Origin of the sequence: Micromonospora sp. C97 (assembly GCF_018070385.1) — a bacterium.
GTDB lineage: Bacteria > Actinomycetota > Actinomycetes > Mycobacteriales > Micromonosporaceae > Micromonospora > Micromonospora parva.
In genome coordinates this window covers 96380-112183 of sequence record NZ_JAGPXU010000010.1, presented here as the reverse complement: position 1 = coordinate 112183, position 15804 = coordinate 96380, and the positions used below count along the sequence as shown (strand labels likewise).

Below are 15804 nucleotides of genomic sequence, written 5' to 3'. Positions count from 1 at the left end.
CGCGCGCTGCGGACACCCCGACGTCACCTAGCGCGTGCCGATCAGGGGGTGATGACGAACTGGGAGCCCGGCTGGATGACGATGTTGCCGTCGGCCGAGTTGGTGATTGTCACGTTGGTGAGGTTGGCGTTGCCCCGCGCGCCGCCCATCGCGAGGATGCCGGCACCGTTGTTCGACTTGTCGATCCGCACGTTGGTGATGGCGACGTTCGGCATGTTGCCGCCGCCATTCTTGAACTGGATGCCGTCGTACGTCGAGTCGATGATGTCGGTGTCGCGGATGGTGACCCCGACGATGTCCCGGGTGGCGGGGAACAGGGTGATCGCACCGAACTCCTGGTCCTCGTTCCAGAAGGCGCCGCCGGTGCGGTAGAGCCCGTTGTTGGCGATCAACGTCGTCCCGGAGAACGGCAGCGGGTCGTGGTCGGTCGCCAGCATGATGCCCGGGTAGTTGGCGGTGTCGTAGATCAGGTTGTTCTCGATCGAGTTGTCGTAGCCGCCGTAGATGGCGATGCCGTTGGCCCGCCAGGGCAACTGGATGGTGTTGTTGACGAAGTGGTTGTCGTGGGCGATGTCGACGTTGCGGTCCTTGACGTACGGGTTGGCCCAGACGGCGAGGGCATCGTCGCCGGTGGTACGGAACGACGAGTTGAACACCCGTGAGTTGCGCGTGCCGTTGCTGAAGTTGATGCCGTCGGCGTACGTGTTGCGGATCCGCATGCCGGTGAACTCCAGCCCGTCGGCCGGCCCCCACAGGTCGGGGATGTTGTCGTAGTCGCGGCCGACCCAGACACCCACGTTGGCGTGCTCGATCCAGACGTTGCTGATCCGGGTGCCGGTGCCGAAGCGACCGTTCAGACCGACACCGCCCTCGGCGTTGCCGTCGCCGCCGCGGATCCGGCCGGAGCCGAAGATGGCGATGTCGGAGATCTGGGTGTTCTTGTCGATGTCGAAGCCGAAGTTGCCCTCGTGCGGGTGGTTGATGCCACCAGCGTTCTGCGGCTCGGTGAGCGTGTAGAGCTGCGAGTGCCACATGCCGGCGCCCCGGATGGTGACGTTGCTGATGCCGACCTGGTTGTGCGTACCCCGGTTCAGTGGGTCGTCGGTCAGGATCTTCTGCTCCTGCCGCCACTGCCCGGCGGGGATCCAGACGCAGCTGATGACGCCGTTCTGGTCGTCGGTCACCGCCCGCTGGATGGCGGCGGTGTCGTCGAGCCCGTCGTTCGGGACCGCACCGTACTGGGTGATCGAGGTGCAGCCGGCCGGTTGGCTCGCCGCCGGCGCCACCTGCTCCAGGTCGATCATGTCGATGACGTAGAAGGCGGCGGTGTCACCCGAGTCGCGCTGCAACTTGAACCGGGTGCCGGCCGGGTACGACTGCGCCAGCAGCGCGTTCGACTCGTCGAAGAGCCGTCGGGCGTCGGCCTGCGGGGTGTTGGTGAGCGCCTCCGGCCCGTCGGTGTTGCCGTAGAGCCAGCTGTGCTTCGACGACAGGGTCAACTTCCGGGAGAAGACGTCGTTGACGTAGAGGCTGATGGTCGCCTCGATACCACCGCCACCGGGGGCGTCCGGGATGGAGTTGCGCACCACTATGGAGTTGGCCTGGTTGGCCGAGGTGAACTCGACGAACTGGCCGGTGCCGGTGAGCCGGACCGACTTGCGACCCGAGGACTCGCTGGCGAAGTTGGTGTGCCCGAAGGTGCGCAGCGGGTCGGCCTCCAGCAGCGTGCCCTGGTAACGACCGGCCTCCGCCTCGTACGAGACGTACGGGACGGCGGCCCCGCGCCCGACCACTATCGACTGGCTGAACGAGTTGTTCGTCTCGTTGGTCTCGGTGACCACGTTCGTGGCGTCGGCGGTGGCGGTGATGGTGGCGCCGCCGCTGGTGGCGGTCCAGCTGCCGGTGACGGCCACGGTGACCGTCGCGCCGGCCGCGATCGAGGCGGTGGTGGTGTTGAGCGTGGTGCCGCCCACCACCAGCCGGGTGACGGTGGTGGTGCCGGTCGCCGCGGTGCCCCGGTTGCGCACCGCCACGGTGAAGCTGACGGACGCTCCGACGGCCGGGTTCGGCGGGTTCGAGGCGATGCTGAGCACCTGGAGGTCGGGGCCCGGGGCCTGCGTCACGACCAGCGGCGACGCGGCGGTGAAGCTGTTGTTGCCGTTGTTCTGCTCGACGATCGTGTTCGCCGGGTCGACCACCGCCGCGACGGCGTAGCTGCCCATCGGCCGGGTGCCGGCGTTGAACGACACCGTGGTCGAGGCGCCCGCGGCGAGGGTGCCCACCGAGGCGCTGCCGACGACAGCGCCGGCCAGGCTGAAGTTCACAGTTGTCGCGCCGGCGGACGCCGACCCGGTGTTCTGCACCACGGCCGAGAGGGTGACCGGCGAGACCTCGCTGGGCGACGCCGGCGACCAGGTCACCGAGCTGACCACCAGGTCCGGGTTGGGCGCCGGGGTGCCGCACACCTCAAGCTCGGCGACCTGGCCGGACGGGGCACCGGTGTTGCCGGTGAACCGCAACTGCACGTCAGCGGTGGTGGCGGTGACCGGGATGGTCACCACGTTGGTGCCCTGGACGAACTGGTAGGCCGCCGCCGACACGAGGCTGGTGTACGCCGACGACGCCTGGTCGCGACCGAGGACCTGGATGGTCTGGGTACGGGTGCCCCAGGCCGGGTCGGGGTTGAGCTTCACAGTGACACCGGAGATGGCGTGGTTCGCGCCCAACGCCACTGTCAGGTTCTGCGGGTAACTCGCCGCACCCTCCCAGTAGGTGCCGAGCTGCCCGTCGTTCGCCTTGTCCGGGGTGAAGCTGAAGGTGGAGCCGCTCGCCGTCATGCTCTTGCCCTGCGCCACGTTGGTGCAGGCGGGCGGGTTGCTGCCGGTCCGGGTGACGGTGTTGCTGTTGCCGGAGAGGTTCCCCGCGCCGTCGCGGGCCCGGACGTGGTACGACACTGTCGCCGTGGCCGGCTGGGTGTCCTGATAGGTCAGGACGGTGCCCAGCGTCGCGATCAGGCTGCCGCCCCGGTAGACGTTGTAGCCGGCGAGCCCGCTACCACCGGAGTCGGTGGAGGCACCCCAGTTCAGCGTGATCGTGCTGCCCGACGTGCTCTGCGACAGCGTGCCCGGGACGCTCGGCGCGGTGGTGTCCGGGCTGGTGCCGCCGCTGCCGTACACCTCCAGCTCGGAGAGCTGCCCGGCGGGCCAGCCGCTGTTGGCGGTGACGGTGATCCGGACGTAGCGGGTGGACGTCGAGCTGAAGTCGATGGTGACGGTGCTGCCGCTCGCCGGGTTGAAGGTGTACGTCTGCGACCCCACCAGGTCGGTGAAGGACGAGCCGTTGGCGCTGCCTCGCACGCTCAGCGTCTGCGTCCGGGTCCCCCAACCGGCGGTCGGCAGTTTCAGCACCACCTGGTTGACGCTCTGCGACGAGCCGAGATCGACCTGCACCCACTGCGGGAACGCGTTGTTGACGCTCTCCCAGTAGCTGCCCGCGTTGCCGTCGACGACCTTCGACGAGTCGTAGACGTCGGCGTGGCCGCTCTCCTGGGTGGGACGGCCCTGCGCGAGGTTGGTGGCCGCCGGGGCGAAGCCACTGGTCGCTGCTGCTGCGGTGTCGGCGGGACGGGCGGCGGCCGGGGTCGCGACGGCGGTCGCCCCGGCCGTGGCGATCAGCGCGGCGACGGCCGTGGCCGCCACCATCCTGAACAGATTCGTTCGTCTCATGGCTGTCCTGTCGTCGGGGGCGGTTGCCGCGGTGGCGTGACCACGGGGGTGGGGGTGCGGCGGTGCAGCGCCGGCCGACGCGGGTGGGCCGGTGCCGAGAGAGACGGGATGGCACGGGCGGCGCGGGGGCGCCGCTCGTCCTGGGAACACCAGATGGGTACGACCATCAACGGGCCCCCCGAGGAGGCCCGTTGAATCTTCCGAGGCTGTGCGCAGAACCGTGCATGTCTTTGTCGAAATCTTGCGCTACTTTGGCCCAAAGGTTACTGACGTGCTACGGGAGCGTCAACACTTCGACACCCGTGATTATTGACGGAGTTGTCTGCCCTGATGGCCGTCGTCCCTGCTGACCAGCCCACAATTTCGGGGAAGGTGCGACCTCCCGACGACTGGAGGCCACACCTTCCCCGAAGTTGCGCGGATCTTGCGTCAGGTCGTACGGGAACGATCAGTCATCTGGTGCCGTCAGGACGAACGTCTCCAACAGCTCTCCGCCGTACCAGTCGGTGCGCTGACCGACGTGCGCCATGCCCAGCCGCCGAGCGACCGCCATCGACGGCTCGTTGCCCGGCGACACCACCGCGTAGATCTCCCGGGTGCCGGCGGCGAACTCCCGCGCGACGAGCGCACGAGCGGCCTCGGTGGCGTACCCGTGACCCCACGAGTCCGGGTGCAGGTGCCAGCCCGTCTCGATGTCCTCGGTCAGCACCGCCTCGTCCCGTCCCGGCATCGGCTTGAGCAGCACCGTGCCCACCACCGTGCCGGTCTCGCGCACCTCGATCGCCCAGGTGCCGTACCGGCCCCCGTCCGCCGCGTGCCGGTGCTGCCAGATGCGCAGCCGCTCGACGGCCTGGGCCGGGTCGGTCATCGGCAGGCCCGGCGACACCGCCAACCAGCGGGTGATCTCCGGACGGGAGTAGATGTCGTAGATCCGGGCCAGATCGGCCGGATCGTCGGTCCAGTCACGCAGGATCAGGCGTTCGGTGGTGAGAACAGTCATGACCGGCGATCTTAAGGAGTGACGGCCCCGACGATGGGGAAGGAGGACCCGATGGGCAACGGATGGCAGCGCACGAAACGGATCACCAGTGCCGCGTTCCGTCCGGTGCGCGGACGGGACCTGTCGCTGCACGCCGCCGCGATCACCTTCTACGGGGCGATCGCCGTGGTGCCGGTCGCCCTGCTGGCGATCTGGCTCACCTCGCTGGTGGCCGGGGCCGACCGGGTACGCCGGCTCACCTCGTACGCCGTGGAGGCCCTGCCCACCGCGATCGGCGCGCCCCGGGCGGTGGACGCGCTCGTCAACGCCGGGGTGGAGCTGACCCCGCTGCTCGCGCTGGCCTCCCTGCTGCCCGCCTCGCTGTACGGCGAGGGTCTGCGCCGGGCGTTCGTCTCGGTGGCCGCGCCCCGCTCCGACGAGCACCTGGTCGGTTGGCGGGGCCGGCTCCTGCTGCTGCCACTGCTCGCGCCGGCCCCCGCACTGCTGCTGTCGATCCTGCTGGCGCTCCCGCTCACCACCCGCCTCGTACGCCAGGGCGGTTGGCTCGGTGTGCTGGGCGTGGTGCTGTCGTTCCTGGGGGTCTGGCTGGTGCTCACGCCGGTGCTGGTGTGGGTGTTCCGGGTCGTCGGGCCGGCCTCACCGGACTGGCTCTCCACCCTCGGGATCGGGTCGTTCACGGCGGCGAACCTCTCCGGCTTCATGCACGGCTTCGTCCTCTTCGCCTCGCTCCCGCTGGATCTGGGGGTGCCGTTCGGCGGCTTCGACGAGATCGGCGCGGGGGTGGCCGTACTCCTCTGGCTCTACCTGTTCCACGTGATCGTCCTGGCCGGCTACTCCGCCACCCTGGCCCTCTCCCACTGGCGCACCAAACCCACCCGCTGACCCCTCTTGATCACCCGCGCTGCTCCCCGCGCCGCCCCGGCTGCGAGGACGGGGGTGGGGGGTGCGGACTAGGGTGCGGTGGCATGAGCAGTGAGATTCCGGCTCGGGCCGACGTCGTGATCGTCGGTTCCGGGCACAACGGTCTGGTCTCCGCGGTCCTGCTGGCCCGTGCCGGCCTGGACGTCCTCGTGTTGGAGGCCGCCGACGTGATCGGCGGCGCGACCCGCACCGAGAACCCGTTCCCGAAGGTGCCGGGGCTGCGCCACTCCACCGGCTCGTACCTGCTCGGGCTGATGCCCCCGGAGCTGCTCGCCACGCTCGACGTGCGGATTCCGGTGCTGCGCCGCGACCCGCACTACTTCCTCCCCACCCCGGGCGGCCTCGGCTCGCCGTACCTGCTCTTCGGCACTGACACCGCCGCCACCCGGGCACAGCTCGCCGAGTTCTTCTCCCCCGCCGACGTGGCCGCCGACGACGCCATGCAGGCCGAGCTGGCCGCGCTGCGGGAGGACCTCGCGCCGGCCTGGCTGGCCGAGCCGCTGACCGTCGAGGAAACCGCCGAGAGGTACGTCCGCCCGGCGCTGCGCGCGGTCTTCGTCGATCTTGTGCGGGGCTCGGTCGCCGACTACCTGGCCCGGTTCGAGTTCCGCTCCGAACTGCTGGTCAGCATGTACGCGGTCACCGACGGCCTGTCCGGGCTCAACGCCGGCCCGGACGACCCCGGCACCGGCCACAACTTCCTCGTGCACAACATGTGCCGGCTGCCCGGATCCGGCGGTACCTGGATGATCGCCGAAGGTGGGATGGGCACCGTCTCGCGGACGTTCGCCGAGGCCGCGCGCGCCGCCGGCGCGACGATCCTGACCGGTACGCCGGTACGCGCGGTCACCCTGGACGGCGGCGCGGCGAGCGGAGTGGTGCTGGCCGACGGTCGGGAGGTCGCCGCCCGGGTGGTGCTCGGCGCGTGTGACCCGTACCGGCTGATGGAGCTGTTGCCCGACGGCGCGCTCCCGGCGCGGCTCGGCGAACGGATGGCGGCGGTCCGCCGGCCCGGCACCACGCTCAAGCTCAACCTGGCGCTCACCGGGCTGCCCCGGTTCTCCTGCCTGCCGGACGGTACGCCGAGCCCGTTCGGTTCGACCATCCACCTGCTGCCCGGTTCGGCGTCACTGGTCGGCGGGGCGGACGCGTCGCCGATGACCGCGCTGCGCGCGATGTGGGCGGACGTGCAGGCCGGGCGGCTGCCGGCGGAGCCCACCATCGAGTGGTACCTGCACACCACAGTCGACCCGTCGCTCTCCGACGCGGCCGGGCACCACTCGTCGGCGCTCTTCGTCCAGTCGGTCCCGTACGAGCTGGCCGGCACCACCTGGGACGCGGCGCTGCCCGGTTACGTCGACCGGCTGATCGGGATCGTCGAGCGGTACGCCCCCGGCACCGCCGACCTGATCGCCGACGCGGTGCCGTTGCCGCCGCCCGGCATCGAGGAGCACTTCGGCATCACCGGCGGGCACATCCACCACGTCGACAACACGGTCTCGTTCACCGACCGGATGCCCTACGCCACCGGCATCGACGGCGTGTACGCCGGCAGCGCCGGCTGCCACCCGGCCGGCAGCGTCATCGGCGCAGCCGGCCACAACGCCGCCCGCCGCATCCTCAAAGACCTATCGACCTAGCTCCCCCAGCCCGTCGCGCCGTTGATCATGAAGTTACCGCCACCACACCCCGCCGTGGCAGGCAACAACTTCACGATCAACCAGGCCGTGGGGTGAGGGCCGGGGGTCAGATCACTGCTTCGCCGGCGGGGGCGGGGGTTTCGGCGTCCACGCGGTGGGCGCGCACCTTGTGGCCGACGCTCGTCAGGCAACGGCCGCTGGGCAGGTCGAAGCGCCAGCCGTGCAGCTGGCAGGTGAGCTGGTCACCCTCGACGATGCCGAAGCGGGTCAGGTCCGCCTTCAGGTGCGGGCAGCGGCGCTGCACCACCCAGTCGCCCAACGTGATGTCCTCGGCGTCGGTGGTGCGCTCGTGCTCGTCGTACCAGCCCTCGGCGTACTGCAGCCGCTCCTCGGAGAGGCACTTGAAGAACGCGTAGACGAACTCGTTGTACTGGCCGATCCGGGCCGCCGAGAACCGGCAGGACAGGAAGAGCGAGTTGACCCAGTCCACCTCGTCGATGAAGAGCAGGTGCTCGATCAGCGACCGGTCGGTACGGAACCGGTAGCGGACCTTCTCCTCGGCGTACGGTCGGACCTCCTTGCCCGGGAAGTCCACCACGATCGACTCGACGCTCTCGCCGTCGTAGCCGACCAGGTCGAAGCGGACCGGACCGCCGACCCCCTTGGCCAGGTAGATCGACTCGTCCAGCAGCGGCTCGATCCGACGCTTCATCTCCCCGAGCACGTCCACCTCGGGGTGCCGCCAGGACGCCTTCTCCGCCTCGATGATCGGGCGCTTGCGCTCCCGCATCTCCTCCAGGTGGGCGACCTTGTTCGCGAAGAACTCCTGCACCGGCACCGGGTGGGTGGTGCTCGCGCCCTCGGTGGTGACCTCGGCGACGCTGCCCGGCAGCAGCACGATCCCGTTGGTGCCGCCGACCTTGGCGTACTCCGACAGGAAGACGGACTGGTCGGGGAAGATGTTGCCCTCGTCGCCGTGGATGTCGTTGAACTGCCACAGGGCGTCGTCGAGGAAGCACGGCGGGCCGGCGATCGGGAAGACGTGCGACGCCTTCAGGTCGTCGATGTAGCGCCAGGTCCGGTCGAACTGCCGGTCCCGCTTCTGCTTGCCGAACGCGGTCTTCGCCGCCTGCGGCAGCTCGTAGACCATCGGGTACCAGATCGCGCCGGAGAACTGGAGCAGGTGCGCGTGCACGTGCCCCAACTCGGCAAAGACGCTCAGGTCGGTGGGGCGGGCGTCGTTCTGGTTGAGCAGCCGCACCCCGTCGTACTCCACCCAGAGCGACGAGTCGCCGATCGGCCCGTCGGTCGGGCTGGTCAACGCCTGAATCATGATCTTCAGGCCGCCGGGCAGCTCCACCACCTGCTCGTTGGGCGCCTTCAGGAACTTGGTGAAGCCCAGCGCCCGGAACTCGTCCTCCATCTCCGAGGTGGGGAACTCGGGGAGCAGGACGGTGGCGTCCTTGGAGACGAAGTCCCGCAGGTGCTTCGCGTCGAAGTGGTCCCGGTGCAGGTGGGAGACGTACAGGTAGTCGACCTGACCCAGGCTCTCCCAGTCCAGCAGTGAGTTGTCCGGGAAAGGGAACCACGAGGCGAAGTAGGCCGGGTTGACCCACGGGTCGCACAGGATGCTGCCCGCAGCCGTGTCGATCCGCATGCTGGCGTGCCCGGTTCCGGTCACTCGCACCGCACAGTCCCCCTCAAACAGACAATCAGGTGTACGCCAAACGCTACCGGAGCGAGTCTGACCACCGCCCCGCGACGCCGGTAGTGCCGTTCGGCCCGCCCGCAACAGGCCGCCCGCCCCTCGCCGCCCACGCCCCGTGGGCGGCCTTCGACAGCTCCCGGCTCTCCCCGCGAGTCATGCCGTTCCCTCAACTGGCCGGACCCTGCGCCGGGCCTGACGCAAGGCGTGCCAGACTAACGAAAGATCCGATCGCGAGGGAAGGACCGACAGTGGCAGGAAGCGAGCCGGTAACGTCGCCAGACCAGCACAAGCCCGGGCACCGCAAGGCCGGGCAGATCGGCGCCGTGCTGTCCGCACTGGCGCTGCTGGCGATGATCTGCGGCAACCACGAGGGCAGGGTCGAGGACATCTGGCTGATCGGCCTGGCCGCGCTGCTGCTGATCATCGTGATCGGCGACATCGTGCTGCGGCGCAGCGGTCTGCGCTCCTGACCCGACCCACCGCCGGACGTCGGCCGAGAACGCCGAGGGCCCGCCCCCACCCGGGGGACGGGCCCTCGTCCGTACGCGTCGGGGTCAGCGCCCGAAGAGGATGTCCTGCACGTCCTTGAGCGCGGCGTCGACCTCGGCCTCGAAGTAGCCACCCGGCACCAGGCCGAATCGGAGGGTGTCCAGGTCCTTCGGGTCGACCGGCATCGGGTTGCGCCGCTGCATGCCACCGAGCAGCGTCTCGAAGAACCGGTCCACCTGGTCGGGGTCGTACCCGCTGCCGAACCGGCGCACCTGGAAACTACGGCGGATCTGGTCGACCCGGTACAGGTCGCTGCCGGGCGGACCAGCCATCGGGGGGCCACCCATGGGCGGGCCACCCATCGGCGGGCCGGCGACCGCTGGCGGGCCGGCCATCGGCGGGCCACCCATGCCCTGCTGCGGCAGCGGAGGCGGACCGGCCGGACCACGGCGCATGTCGCGCAGGTCCCGCTCCGGCATCCGGATCTCGGCGGTCATGTCGGCGCGACCGTGCCGCCCGGCCTCGAAGCCGTCGAAGCGCGGCTCCTCCGGCGGCGGCGGATAACCGCCGGGCGCGCGCTGGTCGTCGGGGCCGTACCCGCCACGCTGGTCGTCCGGGCCGTACCCACCGGGCCCACGCTGGTCGTCCGGGCCGTACCCACTGGGGCCGGCGGGCAGGCCGCGCTGCGGCATGCCGTGGCCGCCCATCGGACCGGGGCCCATCGGGCCACCGGGGCCCATCGGAGGGCCGGCCGGGCCACGTGGCGCGTCGTAACCACCGCCGCGAGGGGCATCGTACCCACCGGCGAAGGCACCGGTCGGCTCGTCGTAGCGACCGTAGGGCGGGCCGGCCTGCGCGGGCATCGGCCGGGGCGGCATCGGCTGCGGAACCATGCCCCGGTCATCCCGCATCGGCGGCCCCATCCGGTCCGGTGGGCCCATCCGGTCACCCATCCGGGGGTCGGCACCGCGCCCGGCGCTGTTGCGCTCCTCCAGCTCGGCCAGCTGCCGCTCGACCCGATCCAGGTGCAGGTCGACCTGCCACTCGTCATAGCCGTTGAAGCGGACCCGGAAGACGACGTCGTGAACCTCCTGGGAGGCCACCGGGGCGCCGACCTGTCGGCCGTCGAGCGTCGCCTCGACCCGGTCGAGGAAGGCATCCACCTCGTCGACCTTGTATCCCCGGCGGAGCGCCTTGCGCCGGAAACGCTGACCCTGACTCGCCACTATGTCTCCTGGTCTCGTTCGCCACGCCCGGTCACGCCGGTGCCTCTCCGGCGCGGTCGGTGAAGGTGTCGTTGTCCTCGGCGGCGGCGAGCTGGCCACACGCGCCGTCGATCTCGCGGCCCCGGGTGTCCCGAACTGTGGTGGACACCCCGGCCTCGCGCAACCGCCGGACGAACTCCCGCTCGACCGGCTTCGGGCTCGCGTCCCAGCGGCTGCCCGGCGTCGGATTGAGCGGAATGAGGTTCACATGGGCCAACTTGCCGGCCAGCAGCCGACCGAGCAGGTCGGCTCGCCACGGCTGGTCGTTCACGTCCTTGATCATCGCGTACTCGATCGACACGCGGCGGCCCGTCCGGGCGGCGTAGTCCCACGCTGCGTCCAGCACCTCGGCTACCTTCCAGCGCTGGTTTACCGGCACGAGTTCGTCGCGCAGATCATCATCGGGCGCGTGCAACGACAGCGCAAGGGTCACTGAGAGGTCTTCGCTGGCCAGTCGGCGGATGGCAGGAACCAGGCCGACCGTGGAAACGGTGATGTGCCGCTGGGACAGACCGAGCCCCTCCGGAGCCGGGCTGACCAGCCGACGGATCGCCGCGATCACCCGGTTGTAGTTGGCCAGCGGCTCGCCCATGCCCATGAAGACGACGCGCGACAGCCTCGGCGGGGAGCCGGCCACCACGCCGGAGGCGGCCACCCCGGCCATGTACACCGCCTGGTCGACGATCTCCGCCGTCGACAGGTTGCGGGTCAGCCCCGCCTGGCCGGTCGCGCAGAACGGACAGGCCATGCCACACCCCGCCTGGCTGGAGATGCAGACGGTCACCCGGTCCGGGTAGCCCATCAGCACGCTCTCCACCAGCGCACCGTCGTGCAGCCGCCAGAGCGCCTTGCGGGTGGCGCCGTCGTCGCAGGCCAACTCGCGCACCGGGGTGAGCAACGGCGGCAGCAACTGGTCGGCCAGCCGTTCCCGGGTCGCCGCGGGCAGATCGGTCATCGCCTGCGGGTCGCGGACCAGCCGCCCGAAGTAGTGGTTGGAGACCTGCTTGGCGCGGAAGGCCGGCTCCCCCAACCCGGTAACCAGCGCCTGGCGGCCGGCCAGGTCCAGGTCAGCGAGGTGCTGAGGGGGCATGGAGGCCCGGCGCGCGGCGGGGGCGACCGAGGTGGCGGGGATCAAGGGCAGGCTCGTCATGGCTGGTCCAGTGTGTCACGCCGTCGGCGGCGGGCGCCGGTCCGGAGGTGTCGAACGGGGCGCGACCACCGGAGCCGGAGGACCGGGTAGCCGTGATTCATACCTCAGCCCACCACCGGCACGAGGACCGCCAACAGCAGGTAGGCCGTCGGCACCGCGAACAGGATCGAGTCCAGTCGGTCCATCAGACCGCCGTGGCCGGGCAGCAGGTTACTCATGTCCTTCACGCCCAGATCCCGCTTGATCATCGACTCGGCCAGGTCGCCGAGGACCGCCGCGCAGGACACGGCCACCCCGAACAGCGCACCCCACCAGGGGGCCACCTCGAACATCAGCCACAGCAGCAACGCGCTGCCCACCGCCGCCGCGGTGACCGAGCCGGCGAAGCCCTCCCAGGACTTCTTCGGGCTGATCGACGGGGCCATCGGATGCTTGCCGAAGGAGACCCCGGCCGCGTACCCACCGGTGTCCGAGAGGACCACCCCGATCAGGGTGGCCAGGATGCGCAGCGGGCCATCGTCGGGGGCCGCCGCCAGCAACGCCGCGAAGCCGGCCAGGAACGGCACGTAGACGGCGATCAGGGTGGCCGCGGTGAGATCCCGCTGGAAGCCGGCCGGCCCGTCACCCAACCGCCAGATCATGGTGCCCAGCACCGTGACCAGCAGCCCCAGGCTGAGCGCGTCCGGGCCGGCGAACCAGGCCAGCCCCACCGTCAACACGCCACCGGCGATCAGCGGCACCAGCGGCGGGTGCGCGCCGCTGCGCCGGACCGCCCGGGCCATCTCCCAGATGCCGACCGCGACCGCGGCGGCGATCACCGGCAGGAACGCCAACGGGTAGACGACCAGCGGCACCACGATCAGCGCGCCGAGGCCGAGCCCCACCCCGATCGCCGCGGGAAGGTTGCGTCCGGCGCGCCCGGTGCCCACCTGCTGGGTGGCCGGTCGGTCGAGGCTGGCCCGACGTCGCCCCTTCGGCCGTCGACCGGTCGTCGGCGCCTCGTCCGGCACCACCTCGGCCCGGACGGGCTCGATCAGCTCGGTCGGGTACCCCGGGTCGTCGACACCGGCGGGAGGGCCGTCGACAGGGCCCGGCTCGTCGAAGCGCCCACGGTCCGGGCCGTCGTACCGGGGCGGCCCGTCGCCAGCGGCGGGGAGACGATCGAGGTACCGGTCGCCACGACCCCGGTCGTCGTACCGGTCGGGCTGGTTCCGGTCGTCGAACCGAACATGCCGGTCGCGGTCGTCGAAGCCGTCGTCCGGACGGACCGGGCGGCCACGCTCGTCGTACGGGTCAGCGGGGCGCGGGTCGGCGTACGGCCGGGCGTGCGGCTCGGCGTACAGCTCGGGGCCGGCGGCCGGACGGCGGCTCCACTGGCCGGCCTCCAGCTCCTGGTCCGGCCACGGCAGCGCCACGGGGCGCTCCGGCCGGTCCCAGCCGCGAGGCTCACTGCCGTAGGGGTCGGGGTGGGACATCACGCACCGCGACGCGGCACGAGAACCACCACATGACGCAAGACCACAAGCATCCCCTACACGTGCGATGTTCCTCCGATTGACCGCCCCGACGGTCGGTCGATCCCCGGTGTTCACCACCCGGTGGCCGGGAATCCTGCCGAGCCTACTGCACACACCGGACCGGCACGGCGGACGAGGCACGCCGACCGACCCCATCCCTCGCCGCCGGGCCGTGCCCGGCGACGCACACCCGTCCGGTACGACAGGCCACAGGCGATCCGCAGCCGTCGATCCGACTCGTTCGGTGCTCGATCGACTACTGAGCCGTCACCGCGGGCGTGGTCCGCTGGTGGGGCGCCGACACCCGTCGGCGCGTCCGCACGGGGGAAGGGCACTCACATGTACAAGTTCGGTCTCGCGGTGCTGACCGTGGCCGCCATGGTCCTGGCAGCGGCGTCACCGGCAGCCGCCAGCACGACACAGACCCGGATCACCATCGACCGCCACGCCAGCGAGCTGTTCCCGTTCGAGCCGCCCGCCGCCGAGCCGGGCGTGACGTACCCGGCAACGTCGGTCACCGCCACCGCCCGCAACTGCCCGGCCGGCTTCGTCCTCATGTCGGCGTCGCTGGTGCAGGACGGCCTGCCGACCCTCTGGGCCACCGGGGGACGCGGCGCTGGCGAGGTCGTCTGTGACGGCGGCACCGTCGAACTCTCGATGGCGTTCGCCCGCGTCACTCCGGCGCTGCACCCCGGCCGGGCAACCGCCCGCTTCTCGCTGCGGGACGCCGACACCGGCGAGCAGTTCGCCGAGCGCACCAGGACCGTCTGGATTCCCTGCTGACCGACAACACGAGGCCCGTTCCCGAGGTCGGGAACGGGCCTCGAAGCATGCGTCACACCTCGAGCAGCTCGGTTTCCTTGTGCTTCACCAGGTCGTCGATGGTGGCCACGTAGCGCTGGGTCAGGTCGTCGAGTTCCTTCTCGGCGCGGCGGCCGTCGTCCTCGCCGGCCTCGCCGTCCTTGACGATCCGGTCCAGCTCCTCCTTGCCACGGCGGCGGACGTTGCGGATCGCCACCTTGGCCTCCTCGCCCTTGTGCCGAGCCACCTTGATCATGTCGCGGCGGCGTTCCTCGGTCATCTGCGGGAGCAGGATGCGCAGCTGGGTGCCCTCGTTGTTCGGGTTCACCCCGAGGTCCGAGTCGCGGATCGCCTTCTCCATCGCGTTGATCTGCGAGTTGTCGTACGGCTTGATGACGGCCATCCGCGGCTCGGGGACCGCGATGGACGCCATCTGCGTCAGCGGCGTGGGCGTGCCGTAGTAGTCGATGATGACCTTGGAGAACATGGCGGCGTTGGCGCGACCGGTACGGATGGCGCCGAACTCCTCCTTGGCGTGCTCAACCGCACGGTCCATCTTTTCCTCGGCCTCGAGGAGGGTGTCGTCGATCACCGGTCTCCTCGCCTCCTTCTGTGCTCGTCGTGGGCTCTGCTGAAAGTCGTCAGACCGCTGCCGTCGCCGTCTGCGGGACTCAGGCGGTGATCAGGGTGCCGATCTTGTCGCCACCCACCGCGCGGATGATGGTGTCGTCACCCTGCGCGCCGAAGACCAGCATCGGCAGGCCGTTCTCCATGCAGAGGCTGAACGCCGCCGCGTCGGCCACCCGCAGGTTGCGGCGCAGCACCTCGGAGAAGGTGATCGAGTCGAGCTTGCTGGCGGTGGGGTCGATCCGTGGGTCGGCGGTGTAGACGCCGTCCACGCCGTTCTTGCTCATCAGCACCACGTCGGCCCGGATCTCCAGCGCCCGCTGGGCGGCCACCGTGTCGGTGGAGAAGTACGGCATCCCGGCGCCGGCGCCGAAGATGACCACGCGGCCCTTCTCCAGGTGCCGGATGGCCCGCAGCGGGATGTACGGCTCGGCGACCTGGGCCATCGTGATGGCGCTCTGCACCCGGGTCTCGATGCCCTCCTTCTCCAGGAAGTCCTGGAGGGCCAGGCAGTTCATCACGGTGCCGAGCATGCCCATGTAGTCGGCGCGGGCCCGGTCCATCCCACGCTTCTGCAGCTCCGCGCCGCGGAAGAAGTTGCCCCCGCCGACCACCACGGAGACCTGCACGCCGCGGCGGACCACTGTGGCGATCTGCCGGGCGATGGCCTGGACGACGTCCGGGTCGACGCCGATCGCGCCGCCACCGAAGACCTCACCGGAGAGCTTCAGCACCACCCGGCGGGCACGCCCCGGCGGCGGTGCCGTCGGATCGTCCAGCTCCAGCGTCCGGTCACTCACAACCTGCGTCATCCGCCCCGCCCTTCCCCACGCGCACGCCCCGTGCGGCGCGTACCGCGAACCTGCCGCTGCCGACCCTATGTGACGAGGAGGCCGCGGTGCCTGTCACGTACACCGGCGGCCTCCTCGTTGACGTCTTCTGCCCACGGGCGCGCGCGGCG

Annotated in this window: 12 protein-coding genes; 4 read left to right on the top strand and 8 right to left on the bottom strand. The window is 70.7% G+C overall.

Features of this window, described 5'->3' with window-relative positions:
* Positions 1-41 precede the first annotated feature (41 nt).
* Together KBX26_RS16145 and KBX26_RS16140 are read right to left on the bottom strand one after the other, a co-directional pair.
* Complete coding sequence (locus tag KBX26_RS16145) at positions 42-3725, bottom strand: CARDB domain-containing protein (RefSeq protein WP_210865779.1); 3684 nt, start codon at positions 3723-3725, stop codon at positions 42-44.
* A gap of 448 nt (positions 3726-4173) precedes the next feature.
* Entirely contained in the window at positions 4174-4725 is a 552-nt protein-coding gene (locus KBX26_RS16140; RefSeq protein ID WP_030335177.1) for a GNAT family N-acetyltransferase, read from the bottom strand.
* A gap of 51 nt (positions 4726-4776) precedes the next feature.
* On the opposite strand from KBX26_RS16140, the gene KBX26_RS16135 reads away from it, so the two are divergent.
* Positions 4777-5607, top strand: a complete 831-nt coding sequence (locus KBX26_RS16135) for a YhjD/YihY/BrkB family envelope integrity protein (RefSeq protein ID WP_030335179.1) — start codon at positions 4777-4779, stop codon at positions 5605-5607.
* An 83-nt stretch (positions 5608-5690) separates the two neighbouring features.
* Positions 5691-7286 carry an NAD(P)/FAD-dependent oxidoreductase gene (locus KBX26_RS16130; RefSeq protein ID WP_210865778.1) on the top strand — a complete coding sequence of 532 codons (1596 nt, stop codon included), beginning with the start codon at positions 5691-5693 and terminating at the stop codon, positions 7284-7286.
* Positions 7287-7392: 106 nt separating this feature from the next.
* On the opposite strand, the gene KBX26_RS16125 is transcribed toward KBX26_RS16130, so the two are convergent.
* Positions 7393-8973 carry a Rieske 2Fe-2S domain-containing protein gene (locus KBX26_RS16125; protein ID WP_030335183.1) on the bottom strand — a complete coding sequence of 527 codons (1581 nt, stop codon included), beginning with the start codon at positions 8971-8973 and terminating at the stop codon, positions 7393-7395.
* A gap of 269 nt (positions 8974-9242) precedes the next feature.
* Between KBX26_RS16125 and KBX26_RS16120 the strand changes: the two genes are divergently transcribed.
* Positions 9243-9464 carry a DUF2631 domain-containing protein gene (locus tag KBX26_RS16120; RefSeq protein ID WP_036412111.1) on the top strand — a complete coding sequence of 74 codons (222 nt, stop codon included), beginning with the start codon at positions 9243-9245 and terminating at the stop codon, positions 9462-9464.
* 84 nt (positions 9465-9548) lie between these two features.
* Here KBX26_RS16120 and KBX26_RS16115 read toward each other — a convergent pair whose 3' ends face one another.
* The 3 genes from KBX26_RS16115 to KBX26_RS16105 all read right to left on the bottom strand — a co-directional run bounded on the left by KBX26_RS16115 (position 9549) and on the right by KBX26_RS16105 (position 13373).
* A complete protein-coding gene (locus tag KBX26_RS16115; protein WP_030335185.1) occupies positions 9549-10709 on the bottom strand; it encodes a DivIVA domain-containing protein in 1161 nt (386 codons plus the stop codon).
* Positions 10710-10740: 31 nt separating this feature from the next.
* Complete coding sequence (gene rlmN / locus KBX26_RS16110) at positions 10741-11898, bottom strand: 23S rRNA (adenine(2503)-C(2))-methyltransferase RlmN (RefSeq protein ID WP_030335187.1); 1158 nt, start codon at positions 11896-11898, stop codon at positions 10741-10743.
* Positions 11899-12002: 104 nt separating this feature from the next.
* A complete protein-coding gene (locus tag KBX26_RS16105) occupies positions 12003-13373 on the bottom strand; it encodes a phosphatidate cytidylyltransferase (RefSeq protein ID WP_030335189.1) in 1371 nt (456 codons plus the stop codon).
* Between the two features lie 381 nt (positions 13374-13754).
* Here KBX26_RS16105 and KBX26_RS16100 point away from each other — a divergent pair, with 381 nt between their 5' ends.
* A complete protein-coding gene (locus KBX26_RS16100) occupies positions 13755-14198 on the top strand; it encodes a hypothetical protein (protein ID WP_030335190.1) in 444 nt (147 codons plus the stop codon).
* Positions 14199-14250: 52 nt separating this feature from the next.
* On the opposite strand, the gene frr is transcribed toward KBX26_RS16100, so the two are convergent.
* Together frr and pyrH are read right to left on the bottom strand one after the other, a co-directional pair.
* Positions 14251-14808, bottom strand: coding sequence for a ribosome recycling factor (gene frr, locus KBX26_RS16095; protein ID WP_030335193.1), 558 nt, complete (start codon positions 14806-14808; stop codon positions 14251-14253).
* Between the two features lie 79 nt (positions 14809-14887).
* Positions 14888-15655: a UMP kinase gene (gene pyrH / locus KBX26_RS16090; protein WP_030335195.1), complete on the bottom strand. Its 768-nt coding sequence runs from the start codon at positions 15653-15655 to the stop codon at positions 14888-14890.
* Positions 15656-15804: the final 149 nt, after the last annotated feature.